Source organism: Alteromonas sp. P256, from assembly GCF_036864455.1.
In the GTDB taxonomy this organism is placed as follows: domain Bacteria; phylum Pseudomonadota; class Gammaproteobacteria; order Enterobacterales; family Alteromonadaceae; genus Alteromonas.
In genome coordinates this window covers 209,908-224,167 of record NZ_JAZETM010000004.1, presented here as the reverse complement: position 1 = coordinate 224,167, position 14,260 = coordinate 209,908, and the positions used below count along the sequence as shown (strand labels likewise).

The 14,260-nt window shown below is 43.0% G+C and carries 14 protein-coding genes; 11 read left to right on the top strand and 3 right to left on the bottom strand.

The features are described from left to right. Window positions 1–118 precede the first annotated feature (118 nt). From V7R39_RS08770 to V7R39_RS08720, 11 genes are all read left to right on the top strand, one after another. On the top strand, window positions 119–2,026 hold the full coding sequence (locus tag V7R39_RS08770) for a methyl-accepting chemotaxis protein (protein WP_334030104.1): 1,908 nt from the start codon (window positions 119–121) through the stop codon (window positions 2,024–2,026). A gap of 84 nt (window positions 2,027–2,110) precedes the next feature. Then, window positions 2,111–3,631, top strand: coding sequence for a chemotaxis protein CheW (locus V7R39_RS08765; protein ID WP_334030102.1), 1,521 nt, complete (start codon window positions 2,111–2,113; stop codon window positions 3,629–3,631). Between the two features lie 27 nt (window positions 3,632–3,658). After that, window positions 3,659–4,696 (top strand): chemotaxis-specific protein-glutamate methyltransferase CheB, encoded by a 1,038-nt coding sequence (cheB, locus tag V7R39_RS08760; RefSeq protein WP_334030100.1) that lies wholly within the window; start codon window positions 3,659–3,661, stop codon window positions 4,694–4,696. A 10-nt stretch (window positions 4,697–4,706) separates the two neighbouring features. Beyond that, window positions 4,707–5,348 (top strand): HEAT repeat domain-containing protein, encoded by a 642-nt coding sequence (locus tag V7R39_RS08755; RefSeq protein WP_334030098.1) that lies wholly within the window; start codon window positions 4,707–4,709, stop codon window positions 5,346–5,348. Then, a complete protein-coding gene (locus V7R39_RS08750; RefSeq protein ID WP_334030096.1) occupies window positions 5,341–6,195 on the top strand; it encodes a CheR family methyltransferase in 855 nt (284 codons plus the stop codon). Before V7R39_RS08755 ends, V7R39_RS08750 begins: the two co-directional genes overlap by 8 nt. A gap of 1 nt (window position 6,196) precedes the next feature. Continuing rightward, complete coding sequence (locus tag V7R39_RS08745) at window positions 6,197–6,568, top strand: response regulator (protein WP_334030094.1); 372 nt, start codon at window positions 6,197–6,199, stop codon at window positions 6,566–6,568. Further along, window positions 6,565–9,147, top strand: a complete 2,583-nt coding sequence (locus V7R39_RS08740; protein ID WP_334030092.1) for a chemotaxis protein CheA — start codon at window positions 6,565–6,567, stop codon at window positions 9,145–9,147. The genes V7R39_RS08745 and V7R39_RS08740 overlap by 4 nt, the downstream gene beginning before the upstream one ends. Then, window positions 9,138–9,392, top strand: coding sequence for a hypothetical protein (locus tag V7R39_RS08735; protein WP_334030090.1), 255 nt, complete (start codon window positions 9,138–9,140; stop codon window positions 9,390–9,392). The genes V7R39_RS08740 and V7R39_RS08735 overlap by 10 nt, the downstream gene beginning before the upstream one ends. Further along, window positions 9,392–10,123 carry a ParA family protein gene (locus tag V7R39_RS08730; RefSeq protein ID WP_334030088.1) on the top strand — a complete coding sequence of 244 codons (732 nt, stop codon included), beginning with the start codon at window positions 9,392–9,394 and terminating at the stop codon, window positions 10,121–10,123. The genes V7R39_RS08735 and V7R39_RS08730 overlap by 1 nt, the downstream gene beginning before the upstream one ends. A gap of 13 nt (window positions 10,124–10,136) precedes the next feature. Next, on the top strand, window positions 10,137–10,505 hold the full coding sequence (locus V7R39_RS08725; RefSeq protein WP_334030086.1) for a response regulator: 369 nt from the start codon (window positions 10,137–10,139) through the stop codon (window positions 10,503–10,505). An 11-nt stretch (window positions 10,506–10,516) separates the two neighbouring features. Continuing rightward, window positions 10,517–11,824 carry a methyl-accepting chemotaxis protein gene (locus tag V7R39_RS08720; RefSeq protein WP_334030084.1) on the top strand — a complete coding sequence of 436 codons (1,308 nt, stop codon included), beginning with the start codon at window positions 10,517–10,519 and terminating at the stop codon, window positions 11,822–11,824. A 65-nt stretch (window positions 11,825–11,889) separates the two neighbouring features. On the opposite strand, the gene V7R39_RS08715 is transcribed toward V7R39_RS08720, so the two are convergent. The 3 genes from V7R39_RS08715 to zapD all read right to left on the bottom strand — a co-directional run bounded on the left by V7R39_RS08715 (window position 11,890) and on the right by zapD (window position 14,014). Further along, window positions 11,890–12,771, bottom strand: coding sequence for an aspartoacylase (locus tag V7R39_RS08715; RefSeq protein ID WP_334030083.1), 882 nt, complete (start codon window positions 12,769–12,771; stop codon window positions 11,890–11,892). Between the two features lie 21 nt (window positions 12,772–12,792). Beyond that, on the bottom strand, window positions 12,793–13,020 hold the full coding sequence (gene yacG, locus V7R39_RS08710; RefSeq protein ID WP_032097484.1) for a DNA gyrase inhibitor YacG: 228 nt from the start codon (window positions 13,018–13,020) through the stop codon (window positions 12,793–12,795). A gap of 241 nt (window positions 13,021–13,261) precedes the next feature. Then, window positions 13,262–14,014, bottom strand: coding sequence for a cell division protein ZapD (gene zapD / locus V7R39_RS08705; protein ID WP_334030081.1), 753 nt, complete (start codon window positions 14,012–14,014; stop codon window positions 13,262–13,264). Window positions 14,015–14,260: the final 246 nt, after the last annotated feature.

The window sequence follows — 14,260 nt, the reverse complement described above, 5'->3', positions numbered from 1 at the left end:
GGCATAATTCCCTTAGTTCGTTATTTCTATACTTTAGTATTTTGATTTATACCTAAATTGTTCAGAAAGTCGCTGATAGTAAATAGCGTATCTATCTTGAACCGTACTGAGGTAACCCATGGCACTCAAAAAAAACACCGAGCAAAGCTCTGCCCCCACCGTTAATGTTGACGCTAGAATGAGGAAACAAGCGGAAGATGCACGTAAAAAGGCGCGCACGCTAGCGAGGCAACAACAAGCAGCTGAGCGGATTGCAACGGCAACAACTGAGCTTGCAAGTGGAATCAACGAATCATCGAGTGCTACAGATCAACTCTCAACTGCGGTTAGTGAAATATCGGCTGGAGCAGAAGAGTCAAGTAGTGCAAGCCAAGAAAGTCTGGCAGCCATCACTCAAATTGCGGGCGGTTTGGCAGAGCAAACTGAGCTATCTAGCGCGACGCTAGGTAAATCCAACGAGCTAAAAAAATATATTGAAAGAGTGGTCAGTGATTTGGCGATTATGATGTCAAGCGTAAAGGTGGCATCTGAAAATCAATCCCGTTCTGTTGTTATGATGAGTGAATTAGAGCAGCAGGCCTCCAACATTGGCGAGGCGGTCAAACAAGTGACTCGCATTGCTGACCAAACTAATCTTCTCGCTCTTAATGCAGCAATTGAGGCGGGGCGAGCGGGTAAGCACGGTAAGGGGTTTGCGGTTGTCGCTGATACGGTGCGTGCTTTAGCAGAAGTATCTGATAAGAGTGCATCTGAAATTGCAAGGCAAATCGAGTCTATTCAAATGCAGTCGAACCAAGTTTCAGACTCTGTGAGATCATCCTCTGAGTCAGCACTTGAAGAGGTAAAAAAAGGAGAAACAGTTACTTCGCAACTCAGCACGATAAAAGAAGACATGCAAGCAATTTCGGATGGTGCTTACGAGCTTCAAGCTCAGGTTAAATCGATGGAAAATGCTGCAACAGAAATTCAGAGTGCTTCAGAAGCTATTTCATGCGCAGCCGAAGAGCAGTCATCAGCCGCCCAAGAGGTTTCTTCTAATGTCGCTGAACAAAGCGCTGCACTGACCCAAGCAGAGCAAGCCGCACAGTCGCTCGAAATCATAACTGAGGAGCTACGCAATAGTACCGACATTAATAAAAGCGCGGAAGAAGTCGCCTCCTCTGCTGAAGAACTCTCTGCCACCTTGGAAGAGATCAGTCGGTCATCAACAGAAATATCAACCGCTCTTACTCAGGTTAACAACGGTGCTCAGCAAGCCGCAAGTGCGGTTGACCAGGCGGTTGGTAACATTGAAATTCTTCGAGAGGGTGTGGATAAGGCCTCTTCACAATGCGATACAGCTTTAGAAAAAGGTGAATCCATTTCTGTCTTACTCGCAACGAATAAATCACTTATCGAAGAGATGGTGTCGGGAATTGATATCGCGCTTGAAACCAGCAAAGAAAATGTCTCATCCATTTCTACCATGGAAGCAATGACCCGACAGATTGATAAAGTAATAGACACTATTACCACAGTATCAGTGAAGACTAGCATGTTAGCGGTTAACGGTGCTGTGGAGGCGGCAAGAGCGGGCGAATTTGGAAAAGGCTTTGCTGTCGTTTCTTCCGATATTCAAAGTTTAGCAGATGAAGCGGCGGAAAACGTGGAGCAAATCAAAGACTTAATAAAAGCAATTCAAGATCAAACAGTTAAAGTCAAATTTGACCTTACTAATGTTGCAGAGAGCGCATCGCGGGAAGTTCAAAAAGCTCAGCAAACAATGAAGGATGTGGAAAAAATCAATATGGATATTGGCGAAATCGTTAAGTTCAACCAAGGAATGAAAGACAGTGGACAGGAAATATCAGCGGGGGTAGCACAAGCGCAAAAAGGGCTGGAGCAAATTGCCACTGCCAATGAGCAGGCCAGCAGTAACTGTCAGCAAGCACTTGTGGCTGCAGAGCAGCAGAGTAGGGGAATGGAGTTACTCGCTAAGTCCATTGAAGAAATTGCGTCTGTAGCTGATGAAATGCAAAACGGCTAGTTTGAGTGGCCGATAGAAATCGGTCATTTAGATTTGATTTATGCAAAGTGGTAAAAACGAAGCGGTCAAGATGAGGAAGCAGTGATGAGTATAACCGAACAAGTTCACACTGATAACGCAGATGTTGAAAAACAATTTGTTTCTTTTTTAATTCAAGAAGAGTGTTTTGCATTCCAAATGTTATCAGTCGGAGAAATCATCAGAGTTCCAGTTTTGGTGTCTGTCCCATTAGGGCCGCCTCAAATGCAAGGACTAGCAAATCTTAGAGGAAATGTGCTGCCAGTTTACGATCTGTCAATGATTTTACTTGGCACGCCTTCAGTGGTATCCGATGTGAATCGCGTGATTGTAGTTGATACAGAGCTTGGGAGTATTGGTTTTCTTGTAGACAGAGTTCTCAAGGTGTACAGCGTGCCAAGCAATTGCGTGGTCGACAGCGATAGTAAAGCGGTCGCTGTGGCTTACGACTATTTAGACGGAATTATAAAGCAGGCAGATATGCCCGTTGAGCAAATTCTGAATGTGTCTTCACTAGCTAGAGCACAATCAATAGCAAAGCTAGAATCGAAAAATACTACCCTTTCTCACTTTGCATCAGCTGACAGTAAGACGAGCATTGAACAAGAGGCAGATGACCTGCAGCAACTTGTGTGTTTTTCGCTAGAGGCTCAAGACTTTGCTCTGCATCTACAGGACGTGCAAGAAATAGTGCGGGTACCAGATTCCATGTCGCAATTACCCGATAGCCTTCCTTGTGTTTTAGGACTTGTTAATCTCAGGGGGCGAATTATTCCTATTATCGATCTTGCGTCGACCATACATATGAAAAGATCTCAAATTAATGATGCAAGCAGAATTGTGATCATACATAGCGCACATTATGGAAGTATTGGCTTCGTTGTCGCTAAGGTAAGCAACGTCATGTCAATTTGCAGTAATGAGATGGAGCCTGTTCCTAGTGTTTGTAACGATGGCGCAGAGTCTGGCTTCCTCGAAGCGGTTTACCGACGAGACGGCGGCAAAAGTTTAGTTTCAATAATCTCGTTGGAGAATATTTTCATGCGTTCCTTATCACATACGCTAAGTACGGTGGAAACCAATCTTATAGGAGAGGAAAACGTGACTGAGGTTAAGCAAGATTCGGTGGGCGAAGACGACTATGAACAGTACGTCATATTCTGGATTGAGGGACAGGAATATGGCGTTAGTATTGAAGACACTCAAGAGATAACTCGTGTACCAGAAAAGCTAGAGAGTGTGCCAGGCACTCCTCACTACCTGAAAGGAATTGTTAACTTAAGAGGTACAGTTTTACCTGTAATCGATTTGAGAAGCCGTTTAAACCTGTCTTCGTCGCAAAGCTGTGAGCGTCAGAGGATTGTTGTACTGACAAAAAATAAGTTACGTACAGGTTTCATTGTAGACAGCGTTGTTGAAGTAAAAACCGTGGTGCGAAATGCGATTGAAAAAGCACCTTCCTTATCGGATTCACAAAGTGAATTTTTAAATAGGTTAATAAAGCTCAGCGATGAAAAACGCATTATCCAACTTATCGAGCCTAGTGTGTTGCTTCACGACAGTGCTGTAGAAACTGCTCGTGGTTAAATGTCTTATCGCTTGAGAGGTCAAGAAATGCCCATTAAAGTTCTTATCGTCGATGACTCCGCTCTTATGCGCAAACACTTCTCTAACCTATTCATCAGGGAGGGGTTTGTGGTTGATATAGCGCGCAACGGAGAAGAAGCACTTAGCAAAGCCGTTGAGTTTCAACCAGATTGCATTACGTTAGACATCAATATGCCCGTGATGGACGGGATGACATGTTTAGCTATTTTGAGAGATTTGTACTCTTGCCCAATTATTATGGTTTCATCGCTCACTCAAAAAGGTGCGCTCGTCACCTTAGAAGCGCTCACCTTAGGCGCCGCCGATTTTGTACTAAAAACTGGCGGAACCGTATCTCGTGATATTGCAGACATAGAAGCTCCCCTAATTGATAAAATCCATGCTCTGACAGACGCGGTTAAGCCAGTACGAGCAATTCGAAAAGTAAATTCAACTGCAGCCCCTGTCCCGCACAATACATCTTCAAACCGGAAGGTGGATGTCGTGCTTATTGGAGTTTCAACTGGCGGTCCAAAAAAACTTGAGCAAATTTTAACTCAGCTTTCGCCACAGTTTCCGGCTCCCATTGTAATTGCTCAGCACATGCCAGCTTCATTTACCAGCGCTCTCAGCAGTCGGTTAGATGGAATTTGCCCCCTTCCTGTTATGGAAGCCGGCAATAAAACCAAGTTGAAGCGCGGATGCGTGTATATAGCAAAGGGGGATTCGGACGTCGTATTCTCAAAATCAGGCCAGGACATCTTTATCAGGCCCGTTCCCTCTAGTCCTTCTTTTCTGTGGCACCCGAGTGTAGATCGCATGGTTGAGTCTGCACTTTCCTGCTATGAGCCGATGAATATGGTTTGTGTTCAACTCACTGGAATGGGGTATGACGGGGTGCAAGCTATGAGTAAAGCGTTCAAAGGTGGGGCTATAACAATTGCCGAAAGTGAAAAGTCCGCAGTGGTGTTTGGCATGCCTAAAGAGTTAATAGAGGCTGGATGTGCCAGTTTTACCCTTGATAGCCATCATATTTCCGGAAAATTGAACGCATTGTGCCGCTGAGGAGATTCAAATGGGCTTGAAAAAGAAAAATGACATTAGTTTTGAAACTGAATTGAGCGAGTCAGAACGCCGTGCAGCAGCCAGAACCTACGAACAATTAATTCGCGATTTATCCTCAAATGACATAGAGGTAAGACGCTGGGCAATTCGTGATTTAGGGGCCAGTGACACTGCGGACGAAGTGTTCATCGAACGGCTTCACAAAGAGACTGACGTTACCATTATTGAGGCGCTATTCTCTGCTTTAGACAAGACGTTTTCGTCAAAAACAGCAAATGAGATGCTTGATTTGCTCAAATCAGAAAACGTTCAAGTTCGAAATGGAGCTATAGAACTTTTTCAGCTCAATCCTGTTGAGTTCGCCTCTCAAATTGACAATATCATCGATGATAACGATCCAGATATACGAATTTTCTGTGTCGATATTATCGGTGCTGTTGCACACAAAGAGGCTATAAACTGGCTACATAAAATTGCTCTTACGGATACAAACATAAATGTTGTAGGAACCGCATTAGACAAACTCACAGAGGTAGGCGACGGCACAACGTTGGAAATATTGCCATTGGTTGCTGAACGACATGCTGGCAATTCGTACATAGAATTTGTCATCAATATTCTCTATCAACAGCTAGGTTCAGCTGATGAATAGCGCATCATTAGACAAAATTTCAACAGCAGATTTTGAACGCTTCCGCTCACTGTTTTATCGAAAAACAGGTATTCACTTTGAAGATGGGAAGCGTTATTTCGTGGATAAACGGCTCTATGAACGAATGAAAGTCACGGGGCATAGAACATTTAAAAGCTACTTTACGTTCATGCGATTTCAGGCAAGCGGTGATGAATTTCAAAACTTAGTGAATGCCATGACAGTCAACGAAACGTACTTCTTTCGTGAAGACTATCAGTTTTCTGCCATGACAAAACATATAATGGACGAGCTTGATAGTATGCGTCAGCCTGATGAAGACCTTAGAATTTGGTCGGTTCCCTCTAGCACTGGCGAAGAGCCTTATTCTATTGCAATTCAATTGCTTGAATATTGGAAGGGAATATCACATCGAGATGTAGAAATAATTTCTTCAGACATCGATAGTAAGGTCTTGCTAGCAGCAAAGAAAGGACTCTATTCAAAACGCTCGGTACAGAATATTCCAGTGGATATTCAAAGAAAATACTTTGTAGAAAACAATGGGCAATTCCAACTAATTGAAGATATTCGCGATTCTGTTTCATTCACTCTCGCCAACATTTTATCTTCAAGCAATATGAAGCAGTTTCGACACTTTGACCTCATATTTTGTCGTAATTTATTGATTTACTTCGACGATGACTCACGCAAGCGGGCAGCACAAGTTTTGTACGATGCTATGAAGCCAGGAGGTTATATTTTTCTCGGTCATTCTGAGTCGATGAGTCGCATATCGTCTATGTTTAAAATTAAAAGATTTGGTGATGTGATTGCTTACCAAAAACCTATCACAGGAGGTGAGTGAGATGAAGAATATAATGATTGTTGACGACGCCACTACAGTTCGTATGTTTCACAAAGGCGTTATTTCTTCTATAAACCGGCACATAGAAGAGGCTGAAAATGGCGTAGAGGCATTAGAGAAAGCGCTTAAAGCTCCTATTGATCTGTTCTTGGTTGACATCAACATGCCAAAAATGGACGGGTACCGACTATGCCAAGAAATCAGACAACGTGACGAGCTACGCACATCCACAGTCATCATGATAAGTACAGAGTCAGCGAAGCAGGATGAGGAACGGGCCTATAGAAGTGGTGCAAATTTTTATATGTCTAAGCCTGTAGACAGTGAAAAGCTCAAAGTGCTTGTTGGGGTTATATTAGGGGATGCGGTATGAGTGAGCTTCTAGATGTATTTATTAATGAGTCGAGAGAAAATCTAGAGTCAGCAAGTCGAGGCCTGTTAACGATACAGTCCTCGAGCTCTCACAACGGTATCATTGACGGTATTTTCAGAGATATCCACACAATTAAAGGCTCTTCTGATCTTTTCGATATTAAACCCCTCACCGCGTTAGCGCACGCCGCAGAAGATTTGCTTGATTGCCTACGAGCGAGTGAAGTTGTTTATACCGAAGAAATTGGTGACCTTCTACTAGAGGTGCTAGATCAAATATCCTCGTGGTTCGATGAGCTCGAACTCGGTACTGAAAACATGAACGAATGGAAACCAGTTTCAGTAAAACTAAGCGATTTATTGCGTGCATTCATTAGTGCAGACAACGCAAAGGGCACCAGCGATGAAGAGCCGCCGCACCCCAACTCATTGACTTCTGTAAATGTTACTGGAAATACAACGAGTGAATCATCTAGCGCTGGCCCATTCAATAGCACTATAGGTACATTCACATCCAAGTTTTCATCAAGCTCGGCAATCACTCTTTTGGCAAAAACGCAAAGTGAAAACCTGTATCTTATAGACTATCAGCCAGATCACGACTGCTTTTTTCGGGGCGAAGATCCGTTCAATGTCTTAATCACAATGCCTGGTTTATTGGGCTTCAAAGCAGCAGTTCCACTTTTAACAAGCGAAAGCGATATTTACCAGAGTGCTCTCTCTTTTATTGCCATCGGTGAAGCGGATATAAGTGAAATCGATAGCCATATGGCATATTACGAGGGACAGTATCACGTATCGCACATCTCTCGCCGCGAATTAGCATTGTCTTTTTCCGCTGAAATAAGAGACGCTGTCGAGAAACTTGCGAATAAAAGTCTCCTTATTGCGATTGAAGATGGTGAGTTGGAGCAGATACAAAGTGTTGCCGAGTTACTTCAAACCTCGGGTAATCACGACCCTATCACAAATGCAGTGCTCTGTTATTTGGCAAAAGGAAATGAGTACCCTGCTAATTCTTCTCAAGCCCATATGCAAGATAGCCTGAAGCTAGAATCTGTTCAGCTTACAGACCATAAACACGTTAAATCTATCAGCCTCTATGAAGTCGAGCTATTGCAACAGCAGCGCAAATTACTTGATGCAGAGTATTACAATCGCGAGCTTATGCTTCCATCAGTAGCGAACTTAACGCAACAATTGCTGAGTCGTCTTGCAATTGAATGTGATTTGACCTGTGAGGAGAGCATACGAAATGCGATAGACCGCGCCCTGTCAGTGGCGAGCCCCCCTTTAGAGCATTCGCAACCAGAGAACGACAGTAGTTCAATAGATGTTGATTCTCATAACAGACACGCTTCTTCAAATTCACCCGCTGAAGAGGTGGCTAAATCAGAACGCCACGTCGTGAAAATGCTCAAAGTCGACCAAGAAAAAATTGATTATCTCATGGATATCGTTGGTGAACTGGCTGTCGCAAAAAATTCTTTACCCTACTTGGCAAAGCAAGCTGAAAAAGAAGGGGGAAGTAAAGCGTTGAGTAAGCAGATTAAGTCTCATTTTTCTATCGTGAATCGTTTAACTGAGTCGTTACAAAGCGCTGTGCTTCAAATTCGTATGGTGCCAGTATCTCATGTTTTCGAACGGTATCCTCGTTTGGTGCGTGACCTTGCTAGAAAGCTTAATAAAAAAATTGAGTTAGTTATGAGTGGAGAGGATACAGAATTCGACAAAAATTTAATCGAATCACTGTCTGAACCGCTTATTCACCTGCTGCGAAATAGCATTGATCATGGTATTGAGCTTCCAGATTTAAGGATACAGCAGGGTAAAGCGGAAAAAGGAAGAATAGATCTTATTGCTACTCCGCTTGATGATAGCGTTGTCATTGAAATTCGCGATGACGGTAAAGGAATTGACCCTGAAAAATTAAAAATACTTGCCTTCCAAAAGGGCATCATCACTGAACATCAGCTAGAAACACTGAATGATGAGGATGCGCTTCAACTTATTTTTGCTCCGGGATTTTCAACCAACGAAGAGGTGTCTGATTTATCGGGACGTGGAGTTGGCATGGATGCTGTGCGCACCATGGTAAATCAGGCCGGCGGAAAAATTGAGATGAGCAGCGAGCTCGGTATTGGAACCACATTTAAACTAATGCTGCCTCAAACCATGTCGGTAAACCATGTAATGATGTTTGAAGTTGCCGATCAAATGTTCGCTGTCAGTATGGATGCGGTTGTTGAAACAGTAAAAGTACATCGAAGTGAAATTCAACGAATTCGCAATCAGAATGTACTTGTTATCCGCGATAAGTTAATCCCGCTGTGTGAACTGCGGTCGGCGCTTGGTTTTGAAAATCAAGAAAAGGGAGAAGAGTGTTCTATCTTAATCGTGACTTCTCCTACCGGCGAGCATGGATTGGTGATAGATAAATTTCACGAGGGAATAGATGTTATTCAAAAGCCTTTAGAGGGAGTCCTGTCTGGCTATTCCCATTTTTCAGGTACAGCACTACTGGGCGATGGGCGTGTGCTGCTGATTGTAAATATTCCGGAGATACTCGCATGCCATTAGTATTGAAGAAAAAAGTGGCGGTGCTGCGTGGGCACTGCGAAATAGAGGACGCAGAAAGCTTGTTCAATTGGCTGCAGGAGGCCTCTGGACGTTCGTTAAATTTAAAAGAGCTGACCTCCGCGCATACAGCTATCTACCAGGTGATTTTAGGGTTCCAACCTACAATATCGATAATGCCTGAGGACACTTCACTGTATTGGCTTAAAGAACTATTAACGCACGATTCGAAAGAGGTGTGGTTGTGATGCGGATTGTAACGGTCGCAAATAGGAAAGGTGGGAGTGCTAAAACGACCACTGTCGTAAACCTTGCCTATGGTCTTGCGACTAGGGGGCGACGTGTATTGGTATTAGACCTAGACAATCAAGGGCATGTGCTACACGGATTCTCTCAAGGCGAGCAAAGCCCTATTACGCCTGCTTTTCCAATTGAGCATTTTTATAAACAACTTGTGGCAGTGCACCCCAATATTGATATCACAGAAGTGAACAATACAAGTTCCGATATTGGAAGCCAGATCCAGTTGCAAGCGGTAAGAGAGTGGTGTGATGATTCAAGATTGTGCGCACGCTACGACGTGATTCTTATTGACACCCCACCAACGCTCAATGCTCAGCTAATGGCTGCATTAGCGGCCGCTACAGAAATCGTTATACCCGCTGCTCCATTGCCCCTTAGCTCCGATGGTGTAGATAAACTGCTTTTTGCTTGTTTAAAAGCGGTGTCAGAAAGAAAGTTTAGAGCAAAAAGCATAAAGCTACTCCCTGTCATGGTTGAGAAAAACGTGAGGCTTCATCGCTTAACGCTTAACCAGTGGAGAGAGAGGTTTGGGAACACAAAAGTATTCTCCCCTATTCATAAGTGCATCAAATTGGCGGAAGCATTCAGTACCAATAAGCCAATCAGTGAGTTTGCCCCTCAATGTCGGGGAGCGAAAGACTACGACGCACTGTGTAACGCCATAATTTCACAGTAACAACGGAGCCATTATGAGTATAATTCATTTAATTGACGATTCTGCAACCATGTTAATGAGTATGGAAATGTTACTTAAGCGAGCAGGATATACCGTAACAAAATCAAACAGTGCTGAAGCTGCGATCAAAGACCTTGAAGAGATCACGCCTAAACTCATCATCACAGATTTAAATATGCCAGGTATGAATGGAATAGATCTCATTCAGACTCTTAAAAAACAAACAAAATTTCGGTTTATGCCGATGCTGATGTTGACTACTGAGTCACAGCAAAGCCGACGTGAGGAGGCGAAGCGAGCTGGTGCAACAGGTTGGTTGGTTAAGCCCGTAGAGCCCGATCAGCTCATTGGCGTAATAAAGCAACTGGTTCCTGCAGCATAAGGTTAAACACGATGAAAAAATCAACTTTTTTTGATGATCAGTTTGTTGCGAGCAGAATGAAACTTGCAAATATGAAAATCTCTATAGATTCTTTGGTCAGTTTTTTCAGTCTTCAAAGAATGGTGTTTTGTGCCTGCATAACCCTCTCTTTGCTCATAGGGCTTGGAGCAAATATTCACTCAAGTTTATCAATGGCTCTTGGTGGAGCTCTTGATATGGCTCTCGTTGCATCAGGAATTTTGTTCACCTGCTATTGGAATACGAAGAAGATGAGGAAGGAGTTGAATGCAGAGATACACATACAAAATCTCTATTTAAAAGAAGCGTCAAGTCAATTAAACGATACCCATAGTCAAGTAAACGATTACGTTGCAATACTGAAAGGACAAATTGATGGGATTAGTACGATTACCGAAGAGGCGTCATTAGAGCTAATGACTGCGCTTTATGAGATCGAAAGTTCCATTCAAAGCAGCTTAGACAACGTTGAAATAAACCAACGTCAAAGTGTTAATTGCAAGAAGGAAAGTGCAACTGAGTTTTTAAAAGTTGAAACGCGCTTATCGCAAATACAGACTCTTATAAACCAGCAGCGAGAGCAAGATATCGAACACAATGAGTCTATCCAAAATGTTATGTCCGAAGTGGAGAAACTCAAAGAGTTGACGGATTTAGTCAAAAACATCGCAAACCAAACTAACCTTTTAGCGTTGAACGCTGCAATAGAAGCAGCAAGAGCCGGGGAGTATGGCCGAGGTTTTGCAGTGGTCGCAGAGCAAGTTCGTATTCTGTCTTCGCAATCTTCTGAAGCAGCAGATAAAATTGAATTTGGAATAAAATCGGCGCTTGATGCTGCTCGTCTTCAGGGCGATAAAATGTTGGCATCTACCCAGTCCAACGAAACCTGTGACTTGCTAAGTGGTTTCTCAAGCTCCTTGAAAAGCATTACTCAACACTACAAGTCATTAGAAGATTTAAATCCTGCAATGCTTGCGTGTTTTGAAAAAAGTGCGTGCGAAGTCGCGAAGAAAGTAAGTGGAGCAATTGGTAAAATTCAGTTTCAAGATATCATTAGGCAGCGCGCAGAGCACATAAAGCTAGAACAAGATGCTATTGTGGGATTGTTCGGCCATTTTTCTTCATATATTGATTCTCGAGAAGAGTTTGATGAAACTTTTAACTTAAATACAAAGAAGATGTTTGAAAATTACGTTATGGAAGATCAGCGTAAGATTCACTTTGATATCAATGAAGATAAAGGTAACAGCGTTAAAACAGAAGTTGAAGAAGCGAGAGAGCCCAAAATACAACTATTCTGAGAAGCGATATCGCCAAGCACTGAAGTGCAAAGCACATCGCTCCTCTTTGTATGATTTTAGTTCTGCTATAGCGTAATTAGTGACGAGGTGGCAAAGGCCACATCTAGTTTGTGATAGGCCGCTTCATTGATAAAATGCGGGTAGGTTGGCTCTGTACCTTCCCAAACAACATCTTTACCATCAAAGCGCCTAAACATGGGCGCGCCAGGCATTAAGGGGACAAAGTCGTTGTCTTGCAATGAATGGTGGATCATGGCTGTTCGGTTGCCTTCATCATTTAACGGAAAAGAAATGTTCTCACCGAGTCGAAATCCCTCGCAGGCCTCTAAGTCGTCGCACTCGCCTTTGTTATAAGCAACACAAAAGGCCAACAAAACTTCTGCCATCTTTTGTGTGGCTAAGTACACGTCCTCTCGCAATACGCCTTGAGGCTGGGCGCCAACCTCAATCATCACGCCATATTTACCTGTAGTACACAAATAACCGTGAGACGCATAGGGCTTTTCGTCTTCAACTAAAATATTAGCTTCTGGCATATTTTGCTTTACGTAGCGCGCCATTTTAACGTACACATCACTTGTATCGAGAATGATAAGCGTTGCACCCATATTGCTGGTGGTATTGTGTATATCGATTACCAAGTCGGTGGAAGCATTGCCTTTCGGGCCTAATTGTTCGTTAATTGTTTTTGCTAACTTGTGTTCTTCACTCGTGCTGGCAGCTTGAAGTGAATCGAATTTTAAGGCGTCGAGTGTAAACTGACGATTTAAATCTTCCTCTAAAAACCGAACGTTGGCCGCGATAGCAGCTGGGTTGGCAGTATAAAGCGTGACGTCTAACTCACTAAACTGAGTAGGAATGCCGCTAGATTCCCAATTTTGGATAAGCTGAATGCCGCTCATTTCATTGCCGTGAGTACCACCTACTAATGCAATATGGTTAATCATGTTGTCCCTCAAATAGATAAATTAGTGCTTGAAGAAGTCGTTAGGCTGCTGCGCTAACATTGCCTCTATTTCTTCTATATCCATAGCTTGCGGCGTAGCATCTTGAGCTGGCTTACCGGCTATTTTTCTATCTTCACCGGCCCATTCACCTAAATCAATTAGCTGGCACTTTTTACTGCAAAAAGGGCGGTATTCACTTTGTGGCGACCACACAACAGGTTTGGTACAAATAGGACATTTTACTTCCATCTATCTCTCCAAAAAGAAGGCTAAAAAACGCTAGGGCATATTCACCCTTGCTAAGAAAAAACCACATGTGTTCACGTACACTTTAACTAGGCTAATGCACTAAATGAGCTTCTAAGAAAAATTATCTATAGTGGCTCGATTTTATGCTTTGTAAATACAGCCCTAGTCAAGCGTTACAAATATCAGTTAATTTGCAAAGTGTATGTACGGATTTTAGTAATGGTTAGCTCTTAATGACAGATTAGCAGGCCGCTAAAAGGAATTGAACGTTTTCTTCTACAGAACCGCTCTTACTGTCATCACTTGAGAAAAGCATAAAGCGAAGGGCATAGCGATACTTGTTACCGCTAAGGGTAGGGTAGTAACCTTCATCGGTGCGACATTTGACTCTTATAAGTTCATTTTTGTCTTCTGCTGCCCCTTGATAAAAGCCGCTTTCTGCAACGGTATCTTTAAATTGACCTCGTTCGCGAATGAACGACAGGCCTACCGTGATAGCGTCATCTAATAAGGCAAGGGTATCTAGCCATAGCGCTATTTCTGTTAAGCGACGCTCAAGAGGTTGATGTAACCAGAAATGCAAATTAGGTAAATCAAAACTGCAGGCACCGCCAGGTATAGCGAAACGTTGCCTTATGGAGCTTAATAATTTGTCTTCTTTCAGCGCACTGCCAAATCGACCTTCAGTTTTAATTTTTTGGCGTAAACGCAATACGGTTTTTAATGCATGATCAAGGGCAGTAGAATCGATTTTAGGGTGTTTTGACCAGTAAAAGAGGCTCTTTTCATGAGCTTCTAAGTCTTTAGTGAGATCTGAGCGAAGATCGATACGCTCTATGAGGTCGAGCAGCTCAAAGAGTTGCTCAAAAAATACAAGCTGCAAGGTACTTTGCTCTGCCTTAGCCGTAATTTTAAGTTGCCCAAGCAGCTGTTCTACGCGTAGGTAATTACGCACCTTTTCCTTTAAAGGGAATTCGAATACAGCGTCGCTCATGGATATCCTTTAAATACAATTACGTAAGGAGAAAGCGTAAAGCCTAAAGCATAGTGACCGTTAAGCCAAGTATACTTACCAACCAAACTATTATTTAGATACTAAGTAGATACTAAATGAGCAAAAAAGTTTCAAAAACAGGCAAATTGTCATCAATCGCTGTTAGCGCGAGGTGCCCTAACTATTCGCCGTGTCTAATGAGCGGAATAAGCAAATGTAACAATGTGCAGAGAGAGCAGGTTTGCC

What these genes read in the sequence shown, in the direction of transcription:
- V7R39_RS08720 (WP_334030084.1), top strand. Translation starts at nt 10,517, where the DNA reads ATGAAAAAATCAACTTTTTTTGATGATCAGTTTGTTGCGAGCAGAATG.
- V7R39_RS08715 (WP_334030083.1), bottom strand. Translation starts at nt 12,771, where the DNA reads ATGATTAACCATATTGCATTAGTAGGTGGTACTCACGGCAATGAAATG.
- V7R39_RS08765 (WP_334030102.1), top strand. Translation starts at nt 2,111, where the DNA reads ATGAGTATAACCGAACAAGTTCACACTGATAACGCAGATGTTGAAAAA.
- V7R39_RS08745 (WP_334030094.1), top strand. Translation starts at nt 6,197, where the DNA reads ATGAAGAATATAATGATTGTTGACGACGCCACTACAGTTCGTATGTTT.
- V7R39_RS08740 (WP_334030092.1), top strand. Translation starts at nt 6,565, where the DNA reads ATGAGTGAGCTTCTAGATGTATTTATTAATGAGTCGAGAGAAAATCTA.
- V7R39_RS08730 (WP_334030088.1), top strand. Translation starts at nt 9,392, where the DNA reads ATGCGGATTGTAACGGTCGCAAATAGGAAAGGTGGGAGTGCTAAAACG.
- V7R39_RS08725 (WP_334030086.1), top strand. Translation starts at nt 10,137, where the DNA reads ATGAGTATAATTCATTTAATTGACGATTCTGCAACCATGTTAATGAGT.
- zapD (WP_334030081.1), bottom strand. Translation starts at nt 14,014, where the DNA reads ATGAGCGACGCTGTATTCGAATTCCCTTTAAAGGAAAAGGTGCGTAAT.
- V7R39_RS08755 (WP_334030098.1), top strand. Translation starts at nt 4,707, where the DNA reads ATGGGCTTGAAAAAGAAAAATGACATTAGTTTTGAAACTGAATTGAGC.
- V7R39_RS08750 (WP_334030096.1), top strand. Translation starts at nt 5,341, where the DNA reads ATGAATAGCGCATCATTAGACAAAATTTCAACAGCAGATTTTGAACGC.
- yacG (WP_032097484.1), bottom strand. Translation starts at nt 13,020, where the DNA reads ATGGAAGTAAAATGTCCTATTTGTACCAAACCTGTTGTGTGGTCGCCA.
- V7R39_RS08735 (WP_334030090.1), top strand. Translation starts at nt 9,138, where the DNA reads ATGCCATTAGTATTGAAGAAAAAAGTGGCGGTGCTGCGTGGGCACTGC.
- cheB (WP_334030100.1), top strand. Translation starts at nt 3,659, where the DNA reads ATGCCCATTAAAGTTCTTATCGTCGATGACTCCGCTCTTATGCGCAAA.
- V7R39_RS08770 (WP_334030104.1), top strand. Translation starts at nt 119, where the DNA reads ATGGCACTCAAAAAAAACACCGAGCAAAGCTCTGCCCCCACCGTTAAT.